Origin of the sequence: Achromobacter seleniivolatilans, assembly GCF_030864005.1 — a bacterium.
Classification (GTDB): domain Bacteria; phylum Pseudomonadota; class Gammaproteobacteria; order Burkholderiales; family Burkholderiaceae_B; genus Achromobacter; species Achromobacter seleniivolatilans.
Map to the genome: position 1 here is coordinate 6255186 of NZ_CP132976.1, position 20971 is coordinate 6276156.

General features: G+C 63.2%; 19 protein-coding genes. 8 read left to right on the forward strand and 11 right to left on the reverse strand.

Going from position 1 to position 20971, the window contains the following annotated elements; translation table 11 throughout:
* Positions 1–25: 25 nt before the first annotated feature.
* From RAS12_RS28245 to RAS12_RS28265, 5 genes are all read left to right on the forward strand, one after another.
* Positions 26–1072, forward strand: coding sequence for a hemin-degrading factor (locus RAS12_RS28245; RefSeq protein WP_306943621.1), 1047 nt, complete (start codon positions 26–28; stop codon positions 1070–1072).
* A gap of 18 nt (positions 1073–1090) precedes the next feature.
* On the forward strand, positions 1091–1924 hold the full coding sequence (locus RAS12_RS28250) for a heme/hemin ABC transporter substrate-binding protein (protein ID WP_306943622.1): 834 nt from the start codon (positions 1091–1093) through the stop codon (positions 1922–1924).
* 19 nt (positions 1925–1943) lie between these two features.
* Entirely contained in the window at positions 1944–2906 is a 963-nt protein-coding gene (locus RAS12_RS28255) for a FecCD family ABC transporter permease (RefSeq protein ID WP_371321322.1), read from the forward strand.
* Positions 2903–3691, forward strand: a complete 789-nt coding sequence (locus tag RAS12_RS28260) for a heme ABC transporter ATP-binding protein (RefSeq protein ID WP_306943624.1) — start codon at positions 2903–2905, stop codon at positions 3689–3691. The genes RAS12_RS28255 and RAS12_RS28260 overlap by 4 nt, the downstream gene beginning before the upstream one ends.
* Before the next feature lie 79 nt (positions 3692–3770).
* Positions 3771–4253 carry a YajQ family cyclic di-GMP-binding protein gene (locus RAS12_RS28265; RefSeq protein WP_306943626.1) on the forward strand — a complete coding sequence of 161 codons (483 nt, stop codon included), beginning with the start codon at positions 3771–3773 and terminating at the stop codon, positions 4251–4253.
* A 43-nt stretch (positions 4254–4296) separates the two neighbouring features.
* On the opposite strand, the gene RAS12_RS28270 is transcribed toward RAS12_RS28265, so the two are convergent.
* Entirely contained in the window at positions 4297–5742 is a 1446-nt protein-coding gene (locus tag RAS12_RS28270; RefSeq protein WP_306943627.1) for an AlkA N-terminal domain-containing protein, read from the reverse strand.
* Between the two features lie 144 nt (positions 5743–5886).
* On the opposite strand from RAS12_RS28270, the gene RAS12_RS28275 reads away from it, so the two are divergent.
* Both RAS12_RS28275 and RAS12_RS28280 read left to right on the forward strand, forming a co-directional pair.
* Positions 5887–6417, forward strand: coding sequence for a methylated-DNA--[protein]-cysteine S-methyltransferase (locus RAS12_RS28275; protein WP_306943628.1), 531 nt, complete (start codon positions 5887–5889; stop codon positions 6415–6417).
* 137 nt (positions 6418–6554) lie between these two features.
* Complete coding sequence (locus RAS12_RS28280; protein ID WP_306943629.1) at positions 6555–7547, forward strand: DUF3829 domain-containing protein; 993 nt, start codon at positions 6555–6557, stop codon at positions 7545–7547.
* 13 nt (positions 7548–7560) lie between these two features.
* On the opposite strand, the gene RAS12_RS28285 is transcribed toward RAS12_RS28280, so the two are convergent.
* The 10 genes from RAS12_RS28285 to urtA all read right to left on the reverse strand — a co-directional run bounded on the left by RAS12_RS28285 (position 7561) and on the right by urtA (position 18744).
* Positions 7561–8166 (reverse strand): phosphatase PAP2 family protein, encoded by a 606-nt coding sequence (locus RAS12_RS28285; protein ID WP_306943630.1) that lies wholly within the window; start codon positions 8164–8166, stop codon positions 7561–7563.
* A 90-nt stretch (positions 8167–8256) separates the two neighbouring features.
* A complete protein-coding gene (arsC, locus tag RAS12_RS28290) occupies positions 8257–8685 on the reverse strand; it encodes an arsenate reductase (glutaredoxin) (protein ID WP_306943632.1) in 429 nt (142 codons plus the stop codon).
* 65 nt (positions 8686–8750) lie between these two features.
* Complete coding sequence (locus tag RAS12_RS28295; RefSeq protein ID WP_306943634.1) at positions 8751–10283, reverse strand: PepSY domain-containing protein; 1533 nt, start codon at positions 10281–10283, stop codon at positions 8751–8753.
* Positions 10284–10303: 20 nt separating this feature from the next.
* Positions 10304–12505 (reverse strand): TonB-dependent receptor, encoded by a 2202-nt coding sequence (locus RAS12_RS28300; RefSeq protein ID WP_306943636.1) that lies wholly within the window; start codon positions 12503–12505, stop codon positions 10304–10306.
* A gap of 184 nt (positions 12506–12689) precedes the next feature.
* Complete coding sequence (locus RAS12_RS28305) at positions 12690–13097, reverse strand: DUF2946 domain-containing protein (protein WP_306943638.1); 408 nt, start codon at positions 13095–13097, stop codon at positions 12690–12692.
* A gap of 89 nt (positions 13098–13186) precedes the next feature.
* Entirely contained in the window at positions 13187–13885 is a 699-nt protein-coding gene (urtE, locus tag RAS12_RS28310) for an urea ABC transporter ATP-binding subunit UrtE (RefSeq protein WP_280019432.1), read from the reverse strand.
* Between the two features lies 1 nt (position 13886).
* The gene (gene urtD, locus RAS12_RS28315) at positions 13887–14726 is read right to left on the reverse strand and encodes an urea ABC transporter ATP-binding protein UrtD (protein WP_306943641.1); all 840 of its coding nucleotides are present in this window, start codon (positions 14724–14726) and stop codon (positions 13887–13889) included.
* Complete coding sequence (gene urtC, locus RAS12_RS28320; RefSeq protein ID WP_306943643.1) at positions 14723–15850, reverse strand: urea ABC transporter permease subunit UrtC; 1128 nt, start codon at positions 15848–15850, stop codon at positions 14723–14725. Before urtC ends, urtD begins: the two co-directional genes overlap by 4 nt.
* Positions 15847–17478, reverse strand: coding sequence for an urea ABC transporter permease subunit UrtB (gene urtB, locus RAS12_RS28325; protein ID WP_306943645.1), 1632 nt, complete (start codon positions 17476–17478; stop codon positions 15847–15849). Before urtB ends, urtC begins: the two co-directional genes overlap by 4 nt.
* Positions 17479–17490: 12 nt before the next feature.
* On the reverse strand, positions 17491–18744 hold the full coding sequence (gene urtA / locus RAS12_RS28330; protein ID WP_306943646.1) for an urea ABC transporter substrate-binding protein: 1254 nt from the start codon (positions 18742–18744) through the stop codon (positions 17491–17493).
* Between the two features lie 374 nt (positions 18745–19118).
* On the opposite strand from urtA, the gene atzF reads away from it, so the two are divergent.
* The gene (atzF, locus tag RAS12_RS28335) at positions 19119–20954 is read left to right on the forward strand and encodes an allophanate hydrolase (protein WP_306943647.1); all 1836 of its coding nucleotides are present in this window, start codon (positions 19119–19121) and stop codon (positions 20952–20954) included.
* Positions 20955–20971: the final 17 nt, after the last annotated feature.

Sequence of the window (20971 nt, forward strand, 5' to 3'; positions counted from 1 at the left end):
ATGAGGAACGGCCGGAGGGCCTACGATGACGAACACAGATTTCACGACCCGCGCTCAAGCACTGCGCGCCCGCAACGAGGTTCTGGCCGCGTCGCAACCCGGGCTGCGCGCCCGCAATCTGGCCCAGACGCTGGGCGTATCCGAAGCAGAATGGGTGGCTGCGGGCTGTGCCGGCGTGAAGGCAACGGCCTTGCATGGCGTGCCGCAAGAGATCTTTCGCGAATTGGGCAGCTTGGGCGAAGTCATGGCGTTGACGCGCAATGACTGGTGTGTCCACGAGCGCCATGGCGTCTACGAAGGCATCCAGGCTGATGGCCCGGTGGGTCTGGTGTTGGGACCGGACATCGACTTGCGCGTGTTTTTCAGCGCGTGGAAGTCCGCCTGGGCAATCGAACAAGACGGCCGGCACAGCCTGCAATTTTTTGACGGCGCAGGCGTGGCGGTGCACAAGGTCTATCGCACTGATGCCACCAATGCCGCAGCCTGGGATGCGCTCGTCGCCAAGTTCGCGGGCGAATCGCAATGGCCTGAAACCGAGCCCTATGCCGCCGCTACCGACGCCGATCAGGTGGAAGACAGCGCGGCCTGGCGCGAAGCGTGGCTGGGCATGAAAGACACGCACGAATTCTTCCCCTTGCTGCGCAAATTCAAGGTGTCGCGTCTGGCTGCGCTGGCCGCAGCGGGTGAAGATCTGGCGCAACCGGTGCCCGCGGAATCCGTGGAACGCATGCTGCAATCGGCTGCCGAGTCCGGCCTGTCCATCATGTGTTTTGTGGGCAACCGCGGCATGATCCAGATTCATACCGGACCGGTGCAGCAGTTGCGCCGTACCGGCCCCTGGTACAACGTGCTGGACCCGAAGTTCAATCTGCATCTGGACACAACTGCCATCGCGTCAGCCTGGGTAGTGAACAAGCCTACATCCGATGGCTGGGTGACCTCTCTTGAGGTGTACGCTGATACGGGCGATCTGATCGTGCAATTCTTCGGTGAACGCAAGCCGGGCAAGCCGGAACTGACGGGCTGGCGCGAGTTGATGGCCAGTCTGTGCAGCGTACCGCTGGCCGTCTGAGCGCATAAGGACGAAGTGATGAAGAAATGGTTGGCAGTAGCAGCAGCTTGGGCAATGGCGGCAACGGCGCACGCGGCGCCGCCCGCTCGCGTGGTTACGTTGGGCGGCAGCGTGACTGAAATCGTGTATCAGCTGGGGCAGGGCGGAAAACTGGTGGGAGACGACCTTTCCAGCCTGTACCCGGAGGCCGCGACCAAGCTGCCGCGTGTCGGCTATTACCGCGCGGTGCCGGTTGAAGGCGTGTTGTCGCTGAAGCCGGATCTGGTGCTGGCGTCCGAGCAAGCCGGGCCACCCGAGGCGCTCAAGCGTCTGGCTGGTGTTGGCGTGCGGGTCGTCAGCGTTCCAGATATGCCGTCAGTGGATTCACTTAAAGCGCGCATCCGCAGCGTAGCCGCCGCGCTGGATGTCGCGCCCGCCGGTGAAAAACTGGTGGAAGAGGTCACGCAGGAACTGGCGCGTGCCGAGGCCATCCCGCCAACGCGCGCCCGTGCGCTGATGCTGATCAATCGTACCGGCGCCCCGCAAGCTGCCGGCCGCGATACCGCCGCCAACGAAATCATGCACCTGGCGGGTCTGACGAATGTGCTGCATGACCAGCAGGGCTACAAGCCCTTGTCGGCTGAAGCCTTGGGTGTTTTGGCGCCTGATGTGATTGTGGTGACGCAAGCATCGCTGGATGCCGGTGGCGGCATGGATGCCTTGCTGCGCATGCCCGGAATCGCGTCCACGCCTGCGGCCGCCAAGCGCCGCGTGGTGGTGATGGATGACTTGCTGATATTGGGCATGGGGCCGCGTTTGCCGTTGGCTTTGACCCAGCTTAAACAAGAGATCGCCCATGTCATGGCGCGTTAGCGCGCCCTTGGCGTTAAGCATGCTGGGCGCGGCGCTACTGCTGGCAATCGTCGCGGCGACGGCAAGCGGCGCGGTAGCGATTCCCCTTCGTGAATTGCCCTCCTTGCTTTGGGGCGCGCCCACGCCAGAAAACGCGCTGTGGCGCAATGTACTGATCGACATCCGCCTGCCCCGGGTGCTTTTTGCGTTGGTGACGGGCGCCGGGCTGGCGATTTCAGGCGCGGCGATGCAGGCTCTGTTTCGCAACCCTTTGGCCGAACCCGGACTCATGGGCATTTCGGCCGGCGGCGCGGTGGGCGCGGTCGCGGCGATTGTGCTGACCTCGGGCGGTTTCTGGGTCACCGCCCCAGCCGCGTTTGCCGGCAGCCTCGCGGCCACCTTCTGCGCTTATGCGGTGGGCAGGCGCGTTCCAGGCGTGGCAGGTCTGCTGCTGGCGGGTGTGGCGATCACCGCGATGTCATTCAGCCTGATCGGCCTGTTCACATTCGTTGCCACGGACGCGCAACTGCGCGACCTGACGTTCTGGAACATGGGCAGTCTGGGGGGCGCCAATTGGACGGTGCTGGCGTTTCTCGGCCCGTGGGTGCTGCTGATAAGTGGTTGGCTGATCACCCAGTGGCGCGTCATGAACGCCTTGCTGCTGGGTGAACGAGAGGCCCAGCATCTGGGTTATTCGCTCAAGCGCGTGCGCGCCCGGCTGGTGCTGGCCAGCGCATTGATCGTGGGGCCGCTGGTGGCGGCAACGGGCACCATCGTCTTTGTCGGGCTGGTGGTACCGCACCTGGTGCGCATGACCTTGGGCGCCAATCACCGCTTGCTGCTGCCCGCCACGGTGATCGCGGGCGCGCTGGCGCTGATTCTGGCAGATTGGCTGGCCCGCACCGCCGTCGTACCGGCAGAACTGCCCATCGGTTTGGTAACCGGTCTGGTGGGCGGCCCGTTCTTTCTGTGGCTGCTGTCGCGCGGCCGGAGGACCGGATGATGCTTGCCGCACACAATCTGACCCTCAGCCGAGGCGGCGTCCGTATTCTGGATGATGTGTCGGTGGCGATACATCCGGGTGAAGTCGTGGGACTGCTGGGCGCCAATGGCGCAGGCAAATCCACCTTGCTCAGTGCGCTGTCATTTGAGCTGTCGCCCGACGCGGGCCAGGTGGTTCTGGATGGCGCCGGGCTGGCTGGCATCTCGCACGGCCGGCAGGCGCGTAAACGCGCCGTGCTGCCGCAAAAACCCGGCCTGACGTTCGACCTGAACGTGCGCGAAGTGGTCGCCATGGGCGCCTACCCGTTTCCGGAGTTGTCACCGGCTGTGGTGGATGGGCTGGTGACCCAGGCCTTGGAATGGGCCGACGCAGGATATTTGGGCGGCCGCCGCTACCCCGAGTTGTCTGGTGGCGAACAGCAGCGCGTGCAGTTTGCGCGGGTGCTGGTGCAGTGCCATGCCGGGCGCGCGCCTGGCGAAGCCCGTTACTTGTTGCTGGACGAACCCACGGCCAGTCTGGACCCCAAGCATCAAAGCGATCTGCTGCGCCGGGCATGGGAGTTGGCCCATGCGGGCAATACGGGCGTACTGGTGATCTTGCACGATATGAATATGGCGGCGCGTTGGTGTGACCGGCTGCTGTTGCTGGCCGGTGGACGCAGCATCGCTCTGGGGGCTCCCGCCCAGGTGCTGACCCCTGCCAATCTGTATCTGGCCTATGGCATCGACGCCCAAGTCATCGCCCATCCTTTGCAATCGGACCGCTTGTTGGTGCTGACGGCGTGACGCGGGTCGCCGGGCCGGTAAAATAGGCAATACATCTCTATTTGCCTCTTTTACCCATCACCCAACAGGACCCCGTGTCATGCCTACTTTTGACGTCGTCTCCGAAGTCGACAAACACGAACTCAGCAACGCTATCGACCAAGCCAATCGCGAACTGGTCACCCGGTTTGACTTCAAGGGCACCGATGCCAAGTTCGAACTGGACGGCTTTGTCGTGAATCAGGTGGCCTCCAGCGCGTTCCAGCTCAAGCAGATGCTGGACATTCTGCGCGGCCGCTTGTCTGCGCGCGGCATCGACGTGCGTTGCCTGGACGTTGCCGACCCGCTGGAAAATCTGGGCGGCGCGCGCCAGAAGGTCACCATCAAACAGGGCATTGAACAGCCCGTGGCCAAGAAACTGATCGCCGCCATCAAGAACGCCAAGCTCAAGGTCGAATGCCAGATCAACGGCGACAAGCTGCGTATCACCGGCAAGAAGCGCGACGACTTGCAAACCGCCATCGCGCTCTTGAAAAAGACCGATGTTGAACTGCCCTTGCAGTTCGAGAACTTCCGCGACTAAACGCGGGGCCGGCCCGGCGCCAAGCCCGGCCGGCAGGAAATCTTCACGCCGTCCACAGATGCTGGGCGGCGTAGGCGCGCCAGGGGCGCCATTGTTCGGACCGCGCCAGTAGCTGCGCTGCGGACACGTCGCGTGATTCCAGCCGCTCCAGCGCGCGGATCAATCCGATGTCGGCTGATGGAAAGGCGTCCGGCTCCCGCAATTGGCGCAAGGCTATGTACTGCGCCGTCCATTCTCCTACGCCACGAATCTTGCGCAGACGCGCCACGGCTTCGTCCAGCCCGCTCGCCGCATCAAACAGGTGCTTGTCGGCCACGGCCGCGGCCGCTACCGCCGACAGCGTCGCGGCCCGGCTGCGTGGCATGCCCAGTGACGCCAGCTCTGCTGCCGCAACCGTCTCGGGTTCGGGAAAGACATGGGTCAATGCGCCTTCGGCCTGCGTCATGGGCACGCCATGCGCCGCGACGAGCTTACCGGCCAGGCGAATGGCGGCGGCTACGGTGATTTGTTGGCCCAGAACGGCCCGCATCGCCAGTTCAAAGCCATCCCACGCGCCCGGCACGCGCAGCCCGGGCCGCGCCTGAATAAGGGCGGTCATAACGGGGTCCTGCGCAAACTGCGCGGCAATGGCTACGGGGTCGCTGGCCAGGTCGAAGACGCGCCTGACCCGCGCAATGATGGCAGGCAGCGCCTGAAGGCGGGGAAAACGCACCGTGACTTGCAGGGCATTGCCCGTCCCAGGGCGTACCGTCATCGTGCCTTGATGCCCCTCCAGGCTGATGGTGCGGGCATAGCTGTCTTCGCCGACCTGTTCGATGCCGGTAATGGCGCGCAAGCGCAGGAAATCCAGCATGGCCGCCCAGTCGTAGGGCGGGCGGTACCGCAGCAGCAGTTTTATTTCACCTTGCTGCCCGGCTGACACCTCGGGTTTCTCTGAGCGCCGCAGTTCGCCGGGCGTGCGCCCGAACAAATCCAGAAATATCTCGTTGAACCGGCGGATGCTGCCAAAGCCCGAAGCGAAGGCAATTTCCGCCATGGGCAGGTGCGTCTCGTGGATCAGTTGCTTGGCCAGCAGCACGCGGCGCGTCTGGGCTACGGCAATGGGTGACGCGCCCACATGCTGGCGAAACTGACGCCGCAATTGGCGGTCGCCCACGCCCAGCCGTTCTGCAAGCGTCTCCACGCCGTCCTCGTCCAGCGCGCCCAGTTCTATCAGTTGCAAGGCGCGAGCCACACTGGCGGGCATTTCGTGTCCGGGCCCCAGCTCTGGCGCGGTCTCGGGCCTGCAACGCAGACACGGGTGATACCCGGCCTCTTGCGCGGCGGCGGCCGTGGTGTAGAAGGTTACGTTCTTCGACAGCGGCGTGCGTGCCGGGCAGACAGGGCGGCAATAGATACGAGTCGTTTTAACCGCCGTGAAAAAGCGGCCGTCGTAACGGGCATCGCGCACTTGGATGGCGCTGTAACAGGCGTCGTGATTGAGGTCCATGTGCTGATACTAATGCTGCTTCCGGGCAGGATCTAGCGGTTTTCGGACACGGTGGTGTAAGTCACACTCGTGTCCGAAAACCGCCAGCCCAACGTGGCTCGCCGCCCTATATTTTCACCATCATTCTTGTCAGGAGCAGGCGCTATGCCGGTTCAAATTTTTGCCCTGGAACGGGTCGCCACTCCCATCGGCCGGATGCTTGTGCTGACTGACGCGCAGCAGCATCTGCGCGCGGTGGATTGGCAAGACTTCGAGCCGCGCATGCATACCTTGTTGCGCCGGCAGTACGGCAAGAACGCCGTGCAGCTCCACGATGCCCAACACCCCTCTGCCGCACGGCGCGCGCTGGAGGCCTATTTCGACGGCGACATCACCGCTATTGCCGGGCTGCCGGTTGCGCTGGGCGGCACGGAGTTTCAACGGCAGGTATGGCAAGCGCTGCGCGGTATCGACGGCGGCAGCACCGTCAGCTACGGCGTCCTGGCGATGCGCATTCAACGGCCCACCGCCGTGCGCGCCGTGGGTCTGGCCAATGGCGCGAACCCCGTGGGCATCGTGATCCCCTGCCACCGGGTGATTGGCGCCAACGCGTCGCTGACTGGTTACGGCGGCGGGCTGCACCGCAAGCGCTGGTTACTGGATCACGAGGCCCAACACGGCACGGCACTCAAATAAGCTCGAAGCGAGGTCAAATATGGACCTGCCCGGCAAGTGGTAGTCTTGGCTTGTCTCGGGGGTTGTATCTTTGCTGACGATGCCAGGCAGGCGTCGTGCTTGCGGTCCCCCGGCTCAGTTCTGCCACGGGAGTCCACATGTCCATACCTCGCATATTGGGTGCGTCGATCTTGATTGCGAGCGCCTTGATGCTTGGAGCTTGCAAAGAAGAACCGGCCAGCGCGCCGCCGGCCAAGGCCGAGCAGTCTGCGGCCGCGCAAGCGGAATTCATCAAGTTCAATTTGTACCTTGCCACCGCGCGCGGCATCATTCCCCAGTTCAAGACCGTACTGGAGCGCTATCAGACCTATGTAGTGCCGAACCTTAAGGGCGACCGGCCGCTGCGTAGTCTGAGCATCAATAGCAATCAGGAAATTGCACGCACGCGCGAGGCCCTGGAAAATGCCATGCAGGTGGATGCCGTTCTTCCGCAGGTAGACGCATCAGCCCAAGCATTTGCCGACGCCTTGGCGGCCTTGGCGCCGTTGAATCAGGAGCTGGAGGCGTATGCAAAGTCCAAGGCCTATGTGTCGGATGGCGGCGCGTTGGTGCGGCAGAAAAACGATGCCTACGAGGCCGCGCTGACGCTCGTGGTCCAGCAGGAAGCCGCTTTCTTGAATGGCGTTGCCAAACGCGACCGCTTCAATACGCAGGCCGCATTCGACAATGCCGAGAAAGACTCTACCGCCTATTACCGCGCAGGGCTGGTGTATTACGGAAAAATCAGCATTGACGAGGCCCAGGGAGTTTTCGATGGCACGGGTCTGGGCGCGCGAGCGGACGCCTTCGCGCAGGCGCAGGAAAAGATGAACGAGATGGCGCGTGGATACGACAAAAGCACGCGCAGGGCGAATCCCAAGGGATGCCCCAGCGTGATGAACGTGATCAACGCGTATCTGAACGCGGGCCGGACGATAGAAGAAAGCAGCCGCAGCGGACGCTACGGCCCCGCAGCGGTTTTAAGCGGCGGCATCAATCCCATGCTGCGCGATGCCAGCCAATTTCGCCAGTCGTTCAACAACCTGACGAACGCGCTGGACGCGACCCAGGGGCGTAGCGCCTACGACAACCAGGCGTTGCGGCATTGCTGATGGCCACAGGGGCCTAGGCGCGAATCCAGCCTCTTGCGATGGGCAGGGCCAGTACTTTGCGGTACAGGCTCTGAGCCACGGCTGTCAGCGGTTCACCGATGCGGTTCCACACGGGCAAGATCAAACCCGCAGCGACGGGAGCCAAGATCAGTCCGCCTGCGATGTCCAGCGGAAAATGCACGCCCAGATAAACGCGAGACGTGCCGACGATCGCGGCGAGCACCAAGGTTGCCCAGCCCCAGCCGGCCCAGCGCCGGTCAAAGATCAGCGCAAACGCCATCGCCGCAATGATGATGGTGTGGTTGCTGGGGAACGATGCCGTGGCCTTGTGTGCAAAGAAGGCTTGGCCCAGTCCGATCGTGAAGGGGCGGGGGTGCGGCCACAGCGCGCCGCACAGGTAGCTGATGCACAGCGCTGCGGCGATGCTGGCCAGCGCCTTCAGGGCCAGGTTGCGTTGCGTCTGGCCGCCCCATAGCCAGATGGCGGCCAGCGCGCCCGGCACCAGCAGGATCAGCTTGTTGGCCACCAGCATGGCGGCATGGATGCGCCAGACGGGTGTGTTCGGATCGGCGTTGATCAGAAGAAAAAGGGACTGATTAAAGCTTTCCAGGAAACTCATGACGTGTCATCGAAGCGTAATACTCAATAGCCGCGATGGTAATGAGGTTACCCGTCAGTCCGCTTACAAAATGCGCCGGAGTGCGCGGTTTTACTTCTGGATGCGTTTGCCGTCGGCGCTGATTACCTTTTCGCCGTCTTCTTTGGTGAACTCGCCTTGTTGTGCTGCGGGCAGAATGTCCAGCACCAGTTCGGACGGACGGCACAGGCGTGCGCCCAATGGAGTAGATACAAAGGGACGGTTCAGCAGAATCGGGTGCTGTTCAATGGCGTCCAGCAGCGCATCTTCCGCAAGCGATACGTCATCCAAGCCCAGTTCCAGATAGGGCGTGCCTTTTTCGCGGAGCGCGTCGCGCACGCTGATGCCGGCCTGCTTGAACAGCGCCTTCAAAGTAGCGCGCGACGGCGGCGTTTCCAGATACAGCACAACTTCCGGCTCGATGCCCGCGTTGCGGATCATGGCCAGGGTATTGCGGGACGTGCCGCACTTGGGGTTGTGATAGATGGTTACGTTGGACATGGGGGTTCCTCTTTGCGGTGATTCGTCAGGCAAGGCAGTGAGCATAGTGCAAACGCGGCGGTCCTTCAGGCACGCAGTTTCTTGCCCAGCCGCCGCCAGCCGATCACGACACCCGTCAGGCTCATCGCCACGCCACCCAGGCTCAGAAAAATCAGCAGGGCATCCCATAAGGGGCGCCGCGCCAGCAGTCCGGTCCAATCCCAGCTGTGCAGGAAGGCGAACAGCCAGCGGCTGACGCGTCCGCCACGATCTTGCCGGCCCAGGATCTGGCCGGTATGCGGGTCCAGATACACCCAGGTCGCTTGCGGATTGTCGTACACCAGCCGCCAGACAGGCAGCGGTTTTTCGATGTGGCCCAGCATCGCGTGTTCGTCACGTGCGTAATAGTAGATGTCGTACTCGGTCAGCACCTGCACGTCGCGCAACGCCGCGCCCGGCAGCAATTGGGCGGCCGCCCGGCGCAGATCGGCATCGGCCAATGTGAATGGCGCGGCGCTGCTTGCCGACAGCACTTGCGGCGGACCCAAAGGGCTGCGCGCAAGCGCCAGCTCGTGGCCCATTACGCGCGTCCAGCTCAATTCGCGAGGCGGGGCCGGCAGCGCGGCAATCAGCTCCCGGGGTGCGGCCAGCGGCTCGGCGCTCGCCTCTCCTGCGTAGGCGGACATTGCCAACGGCGCCGCATTGCTGGTGAACACCTTCCACGGGTTCATCGACATCAGCCCGCTGAAAATCCAGGTGATGGTGATGACGGCGAACAGCAAGCCGCTGATGTGATGCCAACGCATCATGCTTTCGCGATAAGGCGAATGGCTGCCGCTGGCGTAGGGCCGGGAAAAGCGCCAGCGCAGAATGCCGACGATGGTGCCGGTCAGCGCAACCAGCACACCCGCCACCGATAGCCACACCACAATGTCATGCCACCACGCGTCAAAGACGTTGCCCCGGAATGGATATAGCCAATGAATCCACGCGCCGACATAATTCCAACCACGCTCGGCGCGCGTGGCATCCAACACTACGGCCCCCGTGGCAGAAGAGATGTACAGCCGGGTTTGATCGGGATCATCCATGTCTACCCGATGCAGCGGCCTGTCCGGGTCCAGCGCGCCGGAATGGGTGTAGACGTCTTCGACAACCTCGCCCTGATAATGCGCTGTGTACTGGCCTGCGAACCAGACGGACGCGGTGGCTTCTGCCACGGCAGCGCTGGCGGGCGGCAGCAGAGCGCCGGTAACGGCATCCACCACCTTGGGTTTCTGGCCCTTGCCTGCACTGACGACATACACAGGCGCGCCGCTCCTTGTGGCGGCCAGGCTCAGTCCCGCGGTGCCGCTCGCGTCCGCCGCCGACCGTGCCTGCTCAGGCGTTACGGCAATCACGGCAGGGTCCAGCGGCGCCAGATGCGTCAGCCGCTCATGTGGGGTGAGCTTGGGGTAACCCACGTACATCATCACCACGCCGGAAATGAACCACATGGCAAAGAACAGGCACAACACAATGCCCGCCCAGCGGTGGATCAGGTAAAGCCACCGCTTGGCCCGGGTGGACAAGGGGGGGCCGGCGGGGCGCGTTGGCAAACGGGAAGATGTGGCGCTCATGGCATCTCTTTCGCGTATTTTCAGAACCGGGCTTGCAGGGTCAGTTCAAACGAGCGCGGCGCGCCCAGGTAGTACATGGTGGGCGTTGCATTGGCCGCGTAGACCTTGTCCGCCAGGTTGCGCACCCGCCCCGTAACGCTGACATTGCGGTTGATCCGGTGCGACAACGCCGCGTCGAATACGGTGTAGGCCGGCGCCCACGTCGTGTTGGCGGCATCGGCGTAGACGCGGCCTACATGGCGCGCTGCCACGCTGGCGTTCCAGTCCGGTATGAAGGCGTAGTCCAGCCATACGTTGGCAATGCGGCGCGGCGTATTGGTCGGCACATTGCCGTTGCGCGATACCGGTACGCCGCCGACGGCTTGCGAAAAGTCGTCGTACTTTGGGTCCACGAATGCAATATTGGCTTGCATCGACAGCTTGGGCGTGAGCTGCAAACCGCCCGCCAATTCGATGCCGCGCGCCGATTGGGCACCCACGGGCACGCTGACGCCGGGGTTGTCCGGGTCGGCGGTGGCCATGTTCTTGCGCTTGATCTCGTATACCGAAACGGTCGCCGCCCCGCGTCCTTCCCAGAAATTGAACTTGCTGCCCACTTCGGTCTGCCTGCCGGTAGTGAGCTTGTCGTTGTTCAGCACGTCGGCGAACGACGAAGTGGCGAGCAGACCAGACGGAGGATCGGCGGCGGTCGCGTACTGCGCATACAGCGAGGCTTCCGGGGTGATCTCCCAGTTCACGCCCAGCCGTCCAGTCAGCGGCGTATAACTGCGCGAGGCCGTGGCGGGCGACGCCGCAGTGATGGCGCGGCGGTTGGTCAGGTCCAGGTCGATGAAGTCTTTGCGCAACGCCGACACAATGGCCACACCGGGCAGCACTTCAGTGCGGTTTTCCAGCGTCAGCGCCAGCGTCTGGATGCGATTGTCGCGGTCGGCCGAGTGGCCGCGTTTCATACCGGGAATGTCGTAGAAATCGCCTGGTGAAAAGTCGTACGGGTCCACGGCATCCACCTGGGCGGGCAGGCTGGTCGGATAGCGGGTGATTTTGTTGACGCTGAAGTCGGCGCCAAACGACCAGTCGCTGCGCAGGCCGGCCAGCGTGGACTTGAACAAGCCTTCTACGCGATTGCCGATCAAGCTTTGTTCGTGCCGCTGCAACAGCGCACCCGAGCGCTGCACCAGCGTGTTGGCCGCATTGAAGCGATAGCTTTCCAGGTTGCGGAAGTCGCGCTCGGCGCGGTAGTAGTACAGCGTATTGTTGAACGTCAGATTAGGCGCCGCGCGCCATTCGGTCAGCGAACGCGCCCACAGTACAGACTGCTCGTACAGCCCGTCGTTAACGTTGTAGTTCTTGAAGCGCGTGCCATCCATGATGTGGCCTTCGCCCTGCACCACGCCATTTGCGCCCGTCTTGAGCGGCGTGCCCCAGTACGGGCGATCCACTTGTTCGCGCTGGAACTCCACTGCAAAAGTCTGTGTAACGTCGCTGCCTAGGTCAGACAGCAACGACGCGGCCACCTGGCTGGCGCGGGAATGATTGCCGTCCACCCAGCCATGGCTGGAACCGGTGTTGGCGTCGATGCGCAGGTAATGGCCGCGTCCGCCGGGTTCGCCCGCCAACTGCTGGTTCAGACCCACGGAAACCTGACGCGAGTCGAATGAGCCAATGCGCATCTGTCCGCCGTAGAAGGTATCGCGCTCGGGCAGTTTGGTGACGTAGTTGATGGCGCCACCCACGGCGCCAGCGCCGAACAGAAAGGTGGCGGGGCCGCCGATTGCTTCGACGCGGTCATAGATCCAGCTGTCTACCGGCCGGCCGGCGACGGAGTCGTATTGCACCGAAATGCCGTTGAACAGCTGCGACACCTGGCCGCCGCTAAACCCGCGATAGCTGACGGCGCCGGCGTTGCCGGGGGGGGATGCGTTGTCTACGCCCGGTATGCCGCGGGCGATTTCCTGCGTATTCAGCGCGCCGCGCGCTTCGATCTGTTCGCGCGAGATCACCGTGACCGTGGCGGGCGTTTCGCGCAGGGTCAAGCCCAGACGGCTGCCGGTGCTGTCGCGGGCGTCCAGATTGATGGGGCCATTGGGCGCGACTTCGGTGTGGCCGTCGCCATATACGGTGGCGGGCGCAAGTGTCTCGATGGCGGGGTCGGTTGTCAGGGCGTGGGCAGAGCCGCTGGCCAGCAGGCCAAGCAGCAGGGTTCGTGCAGTCGTGTTTTTCATGTCTGAAGCCGGGGTGCCGGCCAACGCGCCCGGCACCCGTCCTGGGGGCAGGGCGGGTTGGGGGCACCAGGGTCTGCGTGACGGCACGACGCCGCCTGTGCGACAGACGGGGCAATCGTGACGACGAGAAAAAGGCGAACGAACGCGGGCGATGCGCCGGGAAGCGGCGCGGGCCAGCGTCAGGTCAGTTCGCGGGCGGTGCGCGCGGCTGGGCCGCGCTCCAGGCATGAAGGGAGTTTGATGCCGCGTAGAACAGCGGCGGGTAGGTTATGGCGCGGCCCACGGGGGCTGGCAGTACGGGCACAGGTGCGGGCAGGATGCCTACGTCGGCCTGGGGATTACGGCACAGCGGGCAATGATGATCGTCGCCGTGAGTATCGGCCTGACTGTTGCCGGTGCCGGATTGCACATCCAGTGTGATGGTCGATTCACCTTCGGCGGCGCAATAGTCCACGCTGATGCGCTGACCGTGCGTGCCGCCGTGCGGCGACAGGCTCAGTGCATGGGCCAGCGACGGCGCCAACGACGCCCAAAGGATCGCGGCAATCGCGATCCATAAGGAGGGGCGGGTCAGGAAAGAAGCGAAGCACATGGGCGCAGATTATATCGGAGCAGATCTCAAATGCGCCCGAAATATCAAGGAACCCTCAAACGACGCGGCAATATCCGATACCTGCGGCGTCACACCGACAGATGCCGCCGGACGTCCTCGCCATCAATCGCGTCGCGTCCACCGCTGGCTACCACTTCGCCTCGCGACAGCACCACGAACTGGTCCGCCAATTCGCGGGCGAAATCAAAATACTGTTCACATAGCAGGATGGCGATGTCGCCGCGCTGGCGCAGCATGTGGATCACACGTGCAATGTCTTTGATGATGGATGGCTGGATGCCTTCGGTGGGTTCATCCAGGATGATCAGTTTGGGTTCAGCCACCAGCGCGCGCGCAATCGCCAACTGCTGCTGCTGACCGCCAGACAGATCGCCGCCGCGCCGCGACAACATGCTTTTCAAGACGGGAAAGAGCTCGAAGACTTCTTCTTTGATTCGCCGGGCGCGGGCCGCGGGCTTGGTCGCCATGCCCATCAAAATATTCTCTTCCACCGTCAGGCGGGCGAAGATGTCGCGGCCCTGCGGCACATACGCCATGCCGCGCGCGGCGCGCTGATGCGGCGCCAGGCGGGTAATGTCCGCGCCGTCGAAGGTGATGCCGCCGCGCGCCACGGGCAGCACGCCCATGACGCATTTGAGCAGCGTCGTCTTTCCCACGCCGTTGCGGCCCAGCAGCGCCAGGCATTCGCCTTGCCGCACCGATAGCGACACGCCGCGCAGGGTATGGCTGCCGCCGTAGTATTGGTCGATCGTGCTTACGTCCAGCATCTCAGCGCCCCAGATAGACTTCGATCACACGCGGGTCCGCCTGCACTTTGCTCATTGGCCCTTCGGCCAAGACGGAGCCTTCATGCAGTACGGTGACTTTGCCATCGCCCGCGATCTGATTGACGAAGTCCATGTCGTGTTCCACCACCATCAGCGAATGCCGCCCGCGCAGCTCGTTCAGCAATTCGCCGGTGCGTTCGGTTTCAGCGTCTGTCATGCCCGCCACCGGTTCGTCCAGCAGCAGCAACTGCGGTTCTTGCATCAGCAGCATGCCGATTTCCAGCCACTGCTTCTGGCCGTGCGACAACAGCCCGGCTGGCCGCCAGACTTCCGGCCGCAAGCGGATCAGGTCCAGCGTCTCGCCGATTTTGTCGGCTTGCTCGCCGGTCAGCCGCGAGAACAGCGTGGGCCGCACGCGCTTGTCGGTCTTCATCGCCAGTTCCAGGTTTTCGAACACGGTGTGTTGTTCAAACACGGTGGGACGCTGGAACTTGCGGCCGATACCGGCGTGCGCAATCTGCGCTTCGGTCAGGGTGGTCAGGTCTATGCTCTGGCCAAAATAGGCCGTGCCTTCCGTTGGCCGCGTCTTGCCGGTAATCACGTCCATCATCGTGGTCTTGCCCGCGCCGTTCGGGCCGATGATGCAGCGCAATTCACCCACGCCGATGTCCAGCGTCAGGTTGTTCAGCGCCTTGAATCCATCGAAGCTGACCGTAATGCCTTCCAGGTACAGGATCGCGCCGTGGCTGGTGTCCAGACCCTTGGGGCTGACGCGGCCATAACCCGCGTCGCCGCTGGGGCCGCCATCCAGCATGGCCGTTTCGGTATGCGTGGTCGTCATGCCTTCTTCTCCTGCAGGCGTGCCGCAATACGGCGGGCCAGGCCGACGATGCCAGTGGGCAGGAACAGGGTCACAAGCACAAAGATCAGGCCCAGCGCATACAGCCAGAATTCGGGCAGCACACTGGTGAACCAAGTCTTCAACCCATTGACGGCGCCTGCGCCGATGATGGGGCCAATCAACGTGCCACGACCGCCGGTGGCAACCCAGATCACCATTTCAATCGAGGTCTCGGTGGACATTTCGCTGGGGTTGATGATGCCGACCTGCGGCACATACAGCGCGCCGGCAATGCCGCACAATACGGCGGACAACGTCCAGACGAAAAGCTTGAAGCCCAACGGGTCGTACCCGATAAAGCGCAGCCGGCTTTCGGCGTCGCGCACAGCGGTCAGCACGCGGCCCAGCTTGCTTTGCGTGACCATGCGCGCCACGACCAAGGCGCCTGCCAGCGCCGCCAGCGTAATCCAGTACAGCGTGGCGCGCGTGCCGGGCGCGGTGATATCAAAACCCAGGATGCGTTTGAAATCCGTAAAGCCGTTGTTGCCGCCAAAACCCGTATCGTTGCGGAAGAACAGCAACATCGCGGCAAAGGTCAGGGCCTGCGTGATGATCGAGAAGTACACGCCCTTGATACGTGAGCGGAACGCGAAGTAGCCGAACACAAACGCCAGCACGCCCGGCACCAGCACCACCAGCAGCATGGCGTACCAGAAGTGGTCGGTGAACGACCAGTACCAGGGGTAGCTCTTCCAGTCCAGGAACACCATGAAGTCGGGCAGATGGCTTTGGTACACGCCGTCGTGTCCAATCGCACGCATCAGGTACATGCCGTGCGCGTAGCCGCCCAGCGCAAAGAACAGGCCATGCCCCAAAGACAGGATGCCGGCATAACCCCATACCAAGTCCAGCGCGAGCGCGGCCATGGCATAACACATGAATTTTCCCATCAGCGCCACGGCATAGGCCGAGACATGCAGTGCGTGGCCTGCGGGAAAAATCAGGTTCAGTAGCGGCAGCAGCGCAAGCAGGGCGGTAGCGGCGGCCAACGCCGTCCAGACCCGCCCAGAGAATAGCGGGCGGCGCGTCAGCAGGTTCAGATCGGTCAGGGCGTTCTGTTTCATTCCACGCTCCGGCCACGGGGGGCGAACAAGCCTTGCGGCCGCTTTTGCACAAACAGCACGATGAGCACCAGTATGGTGATCTTGGCCATGACCGCTCCCGCGTAAGGCTCCAGGAATTTGTTGACGCCGCCCAGGCCCAGGGCGGCAATGACGGTGCCGGCCAACTGGCCTACGCCGCCCAGTACCACCACCATGAATGAATCGACGATGTAGCCGCGGCCCAGGTCTGGTCCAACGTTGCCCAACTGAGACAAGGCCACGCCGGCCAGCCCCGCGATGCCTGAGCCCAGCCCGAAGGCCAGCATGTCGACGCGGCCCGTGGGCACCCCTACGCAATCCGCCATGCGGCGGTTCTGCGTGATTGCCCGCACAAACAAGCCCAGCCGTGTGTGGTTCAACAGCACCCACACCAGAAACACCACAAAGAAGGCAAAGCCGATGATGACCAGTCGGTTGTAGGTCAGCACCAGCCCGCCCAGCACGGTGATGCCGCCGGACATCCAGCTTGGGTTGCCGACTTCCACGTTCTGCGCGCCAAACAACGTGCGCACCCCTTGCATCAGCATCAGGCTGATGCCCCAGGTTGCCAGCAGGGTTTCCAAGGGGCGGCCGTAAAGCCAGCGGATGACGGTGCGTTCCAGCGCCATGCCCACCAGCGCCGTGACGACGAAGGCCAGCGGCAGCGCCGCCACCACATACCAATCCAGCCAGCCGGGCAGCCAAGAGCGGAACAGCGTCTGCACCACATAGGTGACATAGGCGCCGATCATCAGCAGTTCACCATGCGCCATGTTGATGACGCCCATCAGCCCAAAGGTGATGGCCAGGCCCAGCGCAGCCAACAACAACACGCTGCCCAGACTGATGCCGTAGAAAAGATTGCCTGCCCATTCAATCGTGGCCAGGTGGCGGTCGATCTGCTTGAGCGCATTGGCGGCGGCCTCGCGCACGCCAGCGTCGGGTTCCGCGTAGGCGCCATCGCGTTCCTGCGTCAGCGCCGCCAGCGTGGGACGGAAGGCGGCGTTGCTGGTGCGGCCCAGCAGTTCCACCGCATGACGCCTGACGGCGGAGTCTGCGCTTTTCAATTCCAGATTGGCCTGCGCGATGATCAGCGCATCACGCACGGCCTCGTTTTTTTCGGACGCCAACGCTTTCTCAAGCATGGGCAAGCGCGCGGGGTCACCCGTCTGTTGCAGTCTGCGCGCAGCATCCAGGCGTTCGTTGGGCTTGTCGGAAAACAAGCGGGAACCCGCCAGCGCGGCTTCGATGGCGCGGCGCAAGCGGTTGTTGATCATGACGGTGGAGGCGCCCGCAGGCAGATCGGTGGCGGCCCCCGTTGCGGGATCAATGCCGCGCGTGCCCCCGGTTCCGATCAGCACGCGGCCGTCTGCCGTTGCATAGAGTTGATCACTGCCCAGCGCCTGCAAGACCGCAGCGGCGCCAGGGTCTGGCAGTTGGCCCAGGGCGGCAATCGCTTGCAGCTTGGCGTCGGTGTCGTCGCCGGCCAGCGGCGTCAGCAAGGCCGGGTCCACGCCGGCCGCCGCCGCAGGGGCGGCCAGCATCGGCAAGGCCAACAGCCATGCAAGAAGAAAACGACGCAAGAAGTGTGCGATTGCCGCGCTGTGCATGGTGAGGACCTGTTAGAGACCTTGCTTGCCTTCGTTACCCGGGATGTACGGGCTCCACGGTTGAGCGCGGATCGGACCCTTGCTCTTCCACACGACATTGAACTGGCCATCCGCCTTGATTTCACCGATGTAGACCGGCTTGTGCAGGTGGTGGTTGGTCTTGTCCATTTCGATCATGTAGCCGTCAGGCGCGTTGAATTTCTGGCCGCCCATGTTGGCAATCACCTTGTCCACATCGGTGCTCTTGGCCTGTTCCACGGCCTGCTTCCACATATGGATGCCGATATAGGTGGCTTCCATCGGATCGTTGGTCACGACCGTGCTGGCGTTGGGCAGGTTTTTGGCCTTGGCATAGGCCTTCCACTTCTTGATGAACTCTTCATTCACCGGATTCTTGATCGACTCGAAGTAGTTCCAGGCGGCCAGGTGGCCCACCAGCGGCTTGGCATCCACGCCGCGCAGTTCTTCTTCTCCCACCGAGAACGCCACGACCGGCACGTCGGTTGCCTTCAGACCCGCATTGCCCAGTTCTTTGTAGAAGGGCACGTTGGAGTCGCCGTTGATGGTGGAGATCACCGCTGTCTTGCCGCCCGTGGCGAACTTCTTGATGTTGGCCACGATGGTTTGATAATCGGAATGGCCGAACGGGGTGTAGACCTCGTCGATATCGCTGTCTTTCACGCCCTTGGAATGCAGGAAGGCGCGCAGGATCTTGTTGGTGGTGCGCGGGTACACATAGTCCGTGCCCAGCAGTACAAAACGTTTTGCGCCGCCGCCGTCTTCGCTCATCAGATACTCAACGGCCGGGATCGCTTGCTGGTTGGGTGCTGCGCCCGTGTAGAACACGTTCTTCTCTAGCTCTTCGCCTTCATATTGCACGGGGTAGAAGAGCAGGCCGTTCAGTTCCTTGAACACCGGCAACACCGACTTGCGCGATACCGAGGTCCAGCAGCCGAAAACCACCGCCACCTTGTCCTGCGACAGCAACTGGCGCGACTTTTCAGCAAACAGCGGCCAGTTCGATGCGGGGTCCACAATTACGGCTTCAAGCTTCTTGCCCATCACGCCGCCGTTGGCGTTGATTTCGTCGATAGTCATCAGGGCCACGTCCTTAAGTGACGTTTCCGAGATGGCCATGGTGCCCGACAGGGAATGCAGGATGCCAACCTTGATGGTGTCTTCGGCGGCGAATACCTGCGGCATCCACCCGGACATGGCCAACAGGCTCACGACGGTCAGTTGCTTAAGGGCTAGTCTGCGTTTCATGGTGACTCCTGGATGGAATGTGCCGGCTTGGCCGGCAGGAACGATCTGAACAACACCCGACAACATGGACTTCAAAGCAAAAGCCGTGCCAAGTGCCTGCAAAGGGCAGGGCCGCCGTATGAGGAGGGGGTGTTTACGCGAGTGCCGGTGAGGGTTGCGTGGCGGCGTGCCTAGATTCAAAACAGTGCTGCGTGCACAAAACAGGTGCGTAGAACGCCCGCTCGCGGTGCGAAGGCAGCCAGCTGGCGCAGGCACGCACATCGCGGTTTTCCCGGGATTTAGCGGGGCAGCCAGAGGAGAAGCGCAGAAACTCGGCCAACATGGCACGCCGATTGCTTGGGTATCCGTACTTGTATACAAGAAAGGATTCCAGCATGAATGCCGTAGCAACTTCGATGCGCCCCGTGGGTTGGACGATTGCCCAGTGGCAGGCCGCCTACCGCGATGGCGGGGCACAACCTGAAGCGCTGTTGGCGGCCTATGCCGTCACGCCAGACTCACCGGCGGACAATGCCTGGATACAACGCGTTGATCGCGCGCTGCTGGAAGAACAGCTGGACGATTTGCAGCTGATGCTTGCGGCGGCAGGCGGCGACCTGTCGCGTCTGCCGCTATATGGCGTGCCGTTTGCCATCAAGGACAACATCGATGCGGCAGGGTGGCCGACGACCGCCGGCTGCCCCGAATTCGCGTACACGCCGGCCGAGGACGCCACGGTCGTGCAGCGCCTGCGCGCTGCGGGCGCCATCCTGATTGGCAAGACCAATCTGGATCAGTTTGCCACCGGCCTGGTCGGTACTCGGTCGCCGCATGGCGCCGTTGCCAATACGTTCAATCCTGAATATGTCAGCGGCGGCTCCAGCTCAGGCTCGGCGTCGGTCGTCGCGCGCGGCATCGCGGCGTTTTCGCTGGGCACGGATACGGCAGGGTCGGGCCGTGTGCCGGCGGGTTTCAACAATATCGTGGGCTTGAAGCCAACCAAAGGTTGGCTCAGTACCGCGGGCGTGGTGCCGGCCTGCCGCACGCTGGATTGTGTCTCGATCTTTGCGTTGACGGTGGACGATGCCGAGCTGGTTGCCGATGTGGCGGGAGGCTTTGACGAGCGCGATCCTTATTCGCGTGCCGTGCCTGCTGGCGCGTCTTTGCCGTGGCCGAAAACGCCCAAGCTGGCGGTGCCCGCCGCCTTGGAATTCTTCGGTGACGCGCAAGCGGCGGCGGTGTTCGAGGACGCCGTGCATGCGTTGAAGGCTGCGGGTGCGGAAGTGGAGGTGATCGACTTCACGCCGTTCAACGAATTGGCCGCGCTGCTGTATCAAGGCCCCTGGGTGGCAGAACGCTTTGCCGCTGTTGAAGCGCTGTGGAAAACCACGCCGGACGTCATCGACCCCATCGTGCGCGGCATCGTGGAACAAGCCGCCAACTACAGTGCGCTGGACGCGTTCAAGGCAGAGTACCGGCGTGCTGAACTGACACGCTTGATTCATCAATCCCTGGCGGGTTTTGACGCGCTGGTGGTGCCGACTTCGCCATCCATCTACACCATCGCCCAGCTGCGCGATGACCCCGTCACGCTGAATTCCCGCCTGGGCGTCTACACCAACTTTGCCAACCTGGCCGATCTATCGGCGCTCGCTGTGCCAGCAGGAATGCGCAGCGATGGTCTGCCATCTGGCATCACGCTGATCGGGCTGGCCTGGCAAGACCACGCGCTGGCGCAGTTCGGCCGCCAGTGGCAAACCCAGCGTGGATTGCCGTTGGGCGCAACCGGCGCGCCACTGCCCGCTGGCGTGGCGCTCAACAAAGCGCCCGTGGGTACGTTGCGCGTCGCCGTGGTGGGCGCGCATCTGACCGGCATGCCCTTGAACCATCAACTGACGTCCCGCCATGCCGTGCTGGCTGAAAAGACGCGCACGGCCGCCGACTACCGCCTGTATGCGTTGGCTAACACCACGCCACCCAAACCCGGTCTGGTCAAGTCCGAGTCTGGCGCGCCGATCGAGGTCGAGCTGTGGGATGTGCCGGTGACCGCGTTTGGCGCCTTCGTGGCCGAGATTCCCGCGCCCCTGGGCATAGGCACGCTGGAGCTGGAAGACGGCCGTCAGGTCAAGGGATTCATCTGCGAACCGCGTGGCCTGGACGGCGCGCGCGACATCACCGCCTTTGGCGGCTGGCGCGCCTATCTGGCCAGCCTGAACGCCACCCCCCGCTAATTCTCTAAGATTCCAGG

What these genes read in the sequence shown, in the direction of transcription:
- urtD (WP_306943641.1), bottom strand. Translation starts at nt 14,726, where the DNA reads ATGACGACCACGCATACCGAAACGGCCATGCTGGATGGCGGCCCCAGC.
- urtE (WP_280019432.1), bottom strand. Translation starts at nt 13,885, where the DNA reads ATGCTGGACGTAAGCACGATCGACCAATACTACGGCGGCAGCCATACC.
- RAS12_RS28305 (WP_306943638.1), bottom strand. Translation starts at nt 13,097, where the DNA reads ATGTGCTTCGCTTCTTTCCTGACCCGCCCCTCCTTATGGATCGCGATT.
- RAS12_RS28270 (WP_306943627.1), bottom strand. Translation starts at nt 5,742, where the DNA reads ATGGACCTCAATCACGACGCCTGTTACAGCGCCATCCAAGTGCGCGAT.
- arsC (WP_306943632.1), bottom strand. Translation starts at nt 8,685, where the DNA reads ATGTCCAACGTAACCATCTATCACAACCCCAAGTGCGGCACGTCCCGC.
- RAS12_RS28295 (WP_306943634.1), bottom strand. Translation starts at nt 10,283, where the DNA reads ATGAGCGCCACATCTTCCCGTTTGCCAACGCGCCCCGCCGGCCCCCCC.
- RAS12_RS28260 (WP_306943624.1), top strand. Translation starts at nt 2,903, where the DNA reads ATGATGCTTGCCGCACACAATCTGACCCTCAGCCGAGGCGGCGTCCGT.
- RAS12_RS28255 (WP_371321322.1), top strand. Translation starts at nt 1,944, where the DNA reads ATGCTGGGCGCGGCGCTACTGCTGGCAATCGTCGCGGCGACGGCAAGC.
- RAS12_RS28285 (WP_306943630.1), bottom strand. Translation starts at nt 8,166, where the DNA reads ATGAGTTTCCTGGAAAGCTTTAATCAGTCCCTTTTTCTTCTGATCAAC.
- RAS12_RS28275 (WP_306943628.1), top strand. Translation starts at nt 5,887, where the DNA reads ATGCCGGTTCAAATTTTTGCCCTGGAACGGGTCGCCACTCCCATCGGC.
- RAS12_RS28250 (WP_306943622.1), top strand. Translation starts at nt 1,091, where the DNA reads ATGAAGAAATGGTTGGCAGTAGCAGCAGCTTGGGCAATGGCGGCAACG.
- RAS12_RS28300 (WP_306943636.1), bottom strand. Translation starts at nt 12,505, where the DNA reads ATGAAAAACACGACTGCACGAACCCTGCTGCTTGGCCTGCTGGCCAGC.
- RAS12_RS28265 (WP_306943626.1), top strand. Translation starts at nt 3,771, where the DNA reads ATGCCTACTTTTGACGTCGTCTCCGAAGTCGACAAACACGAACTCAGC.
- urtC (WP_306943643.1), bottom strand. Translation starts at nt 15,850, where the DNA reads ATGAAACAGAACGCCCTGACCGATCTGAACCTGCTGACGCGCCGCCCG.
- RAS12_RS28245 (WP_306943621.1), top strand. Translation starts at nt 26, where the DNA reads ATGACGAACACAGATTTCACGACCCGCGCTCAAGCACTGCGCGCCCGC.
- urtB (WP_306943645.1), bottom strand. Translation starts at nt 17,478, where the DNA reads ATGCACAGCGCGGCAATCGCACACTTCTTGCGTCGTTTTCTTCTTGCA.
- urtA (WP_306943646.1), bottom strand. Translation starts at nt 18,744, where the DNA reads ATGAAACGCAGACTAGCCCTTAAGCAACTGACCGTCGTGAGCCTGTTG.
- atzF (WP_306943647.1), top strand. Translation starts at nt 19,119, where the DNA reads ATGAATGCCGTAGCAACTTCGATGCGCCCCGTGGGTTGGACGATTGCC.
- RAS12_RS28280 (WP_306943629.1), top strand. Translation starts at nt 6,555, where the DNA reads ATGTCCATACCTCGCATATTGGGTGCGTCGATCTTGATTGCGAGCGCC.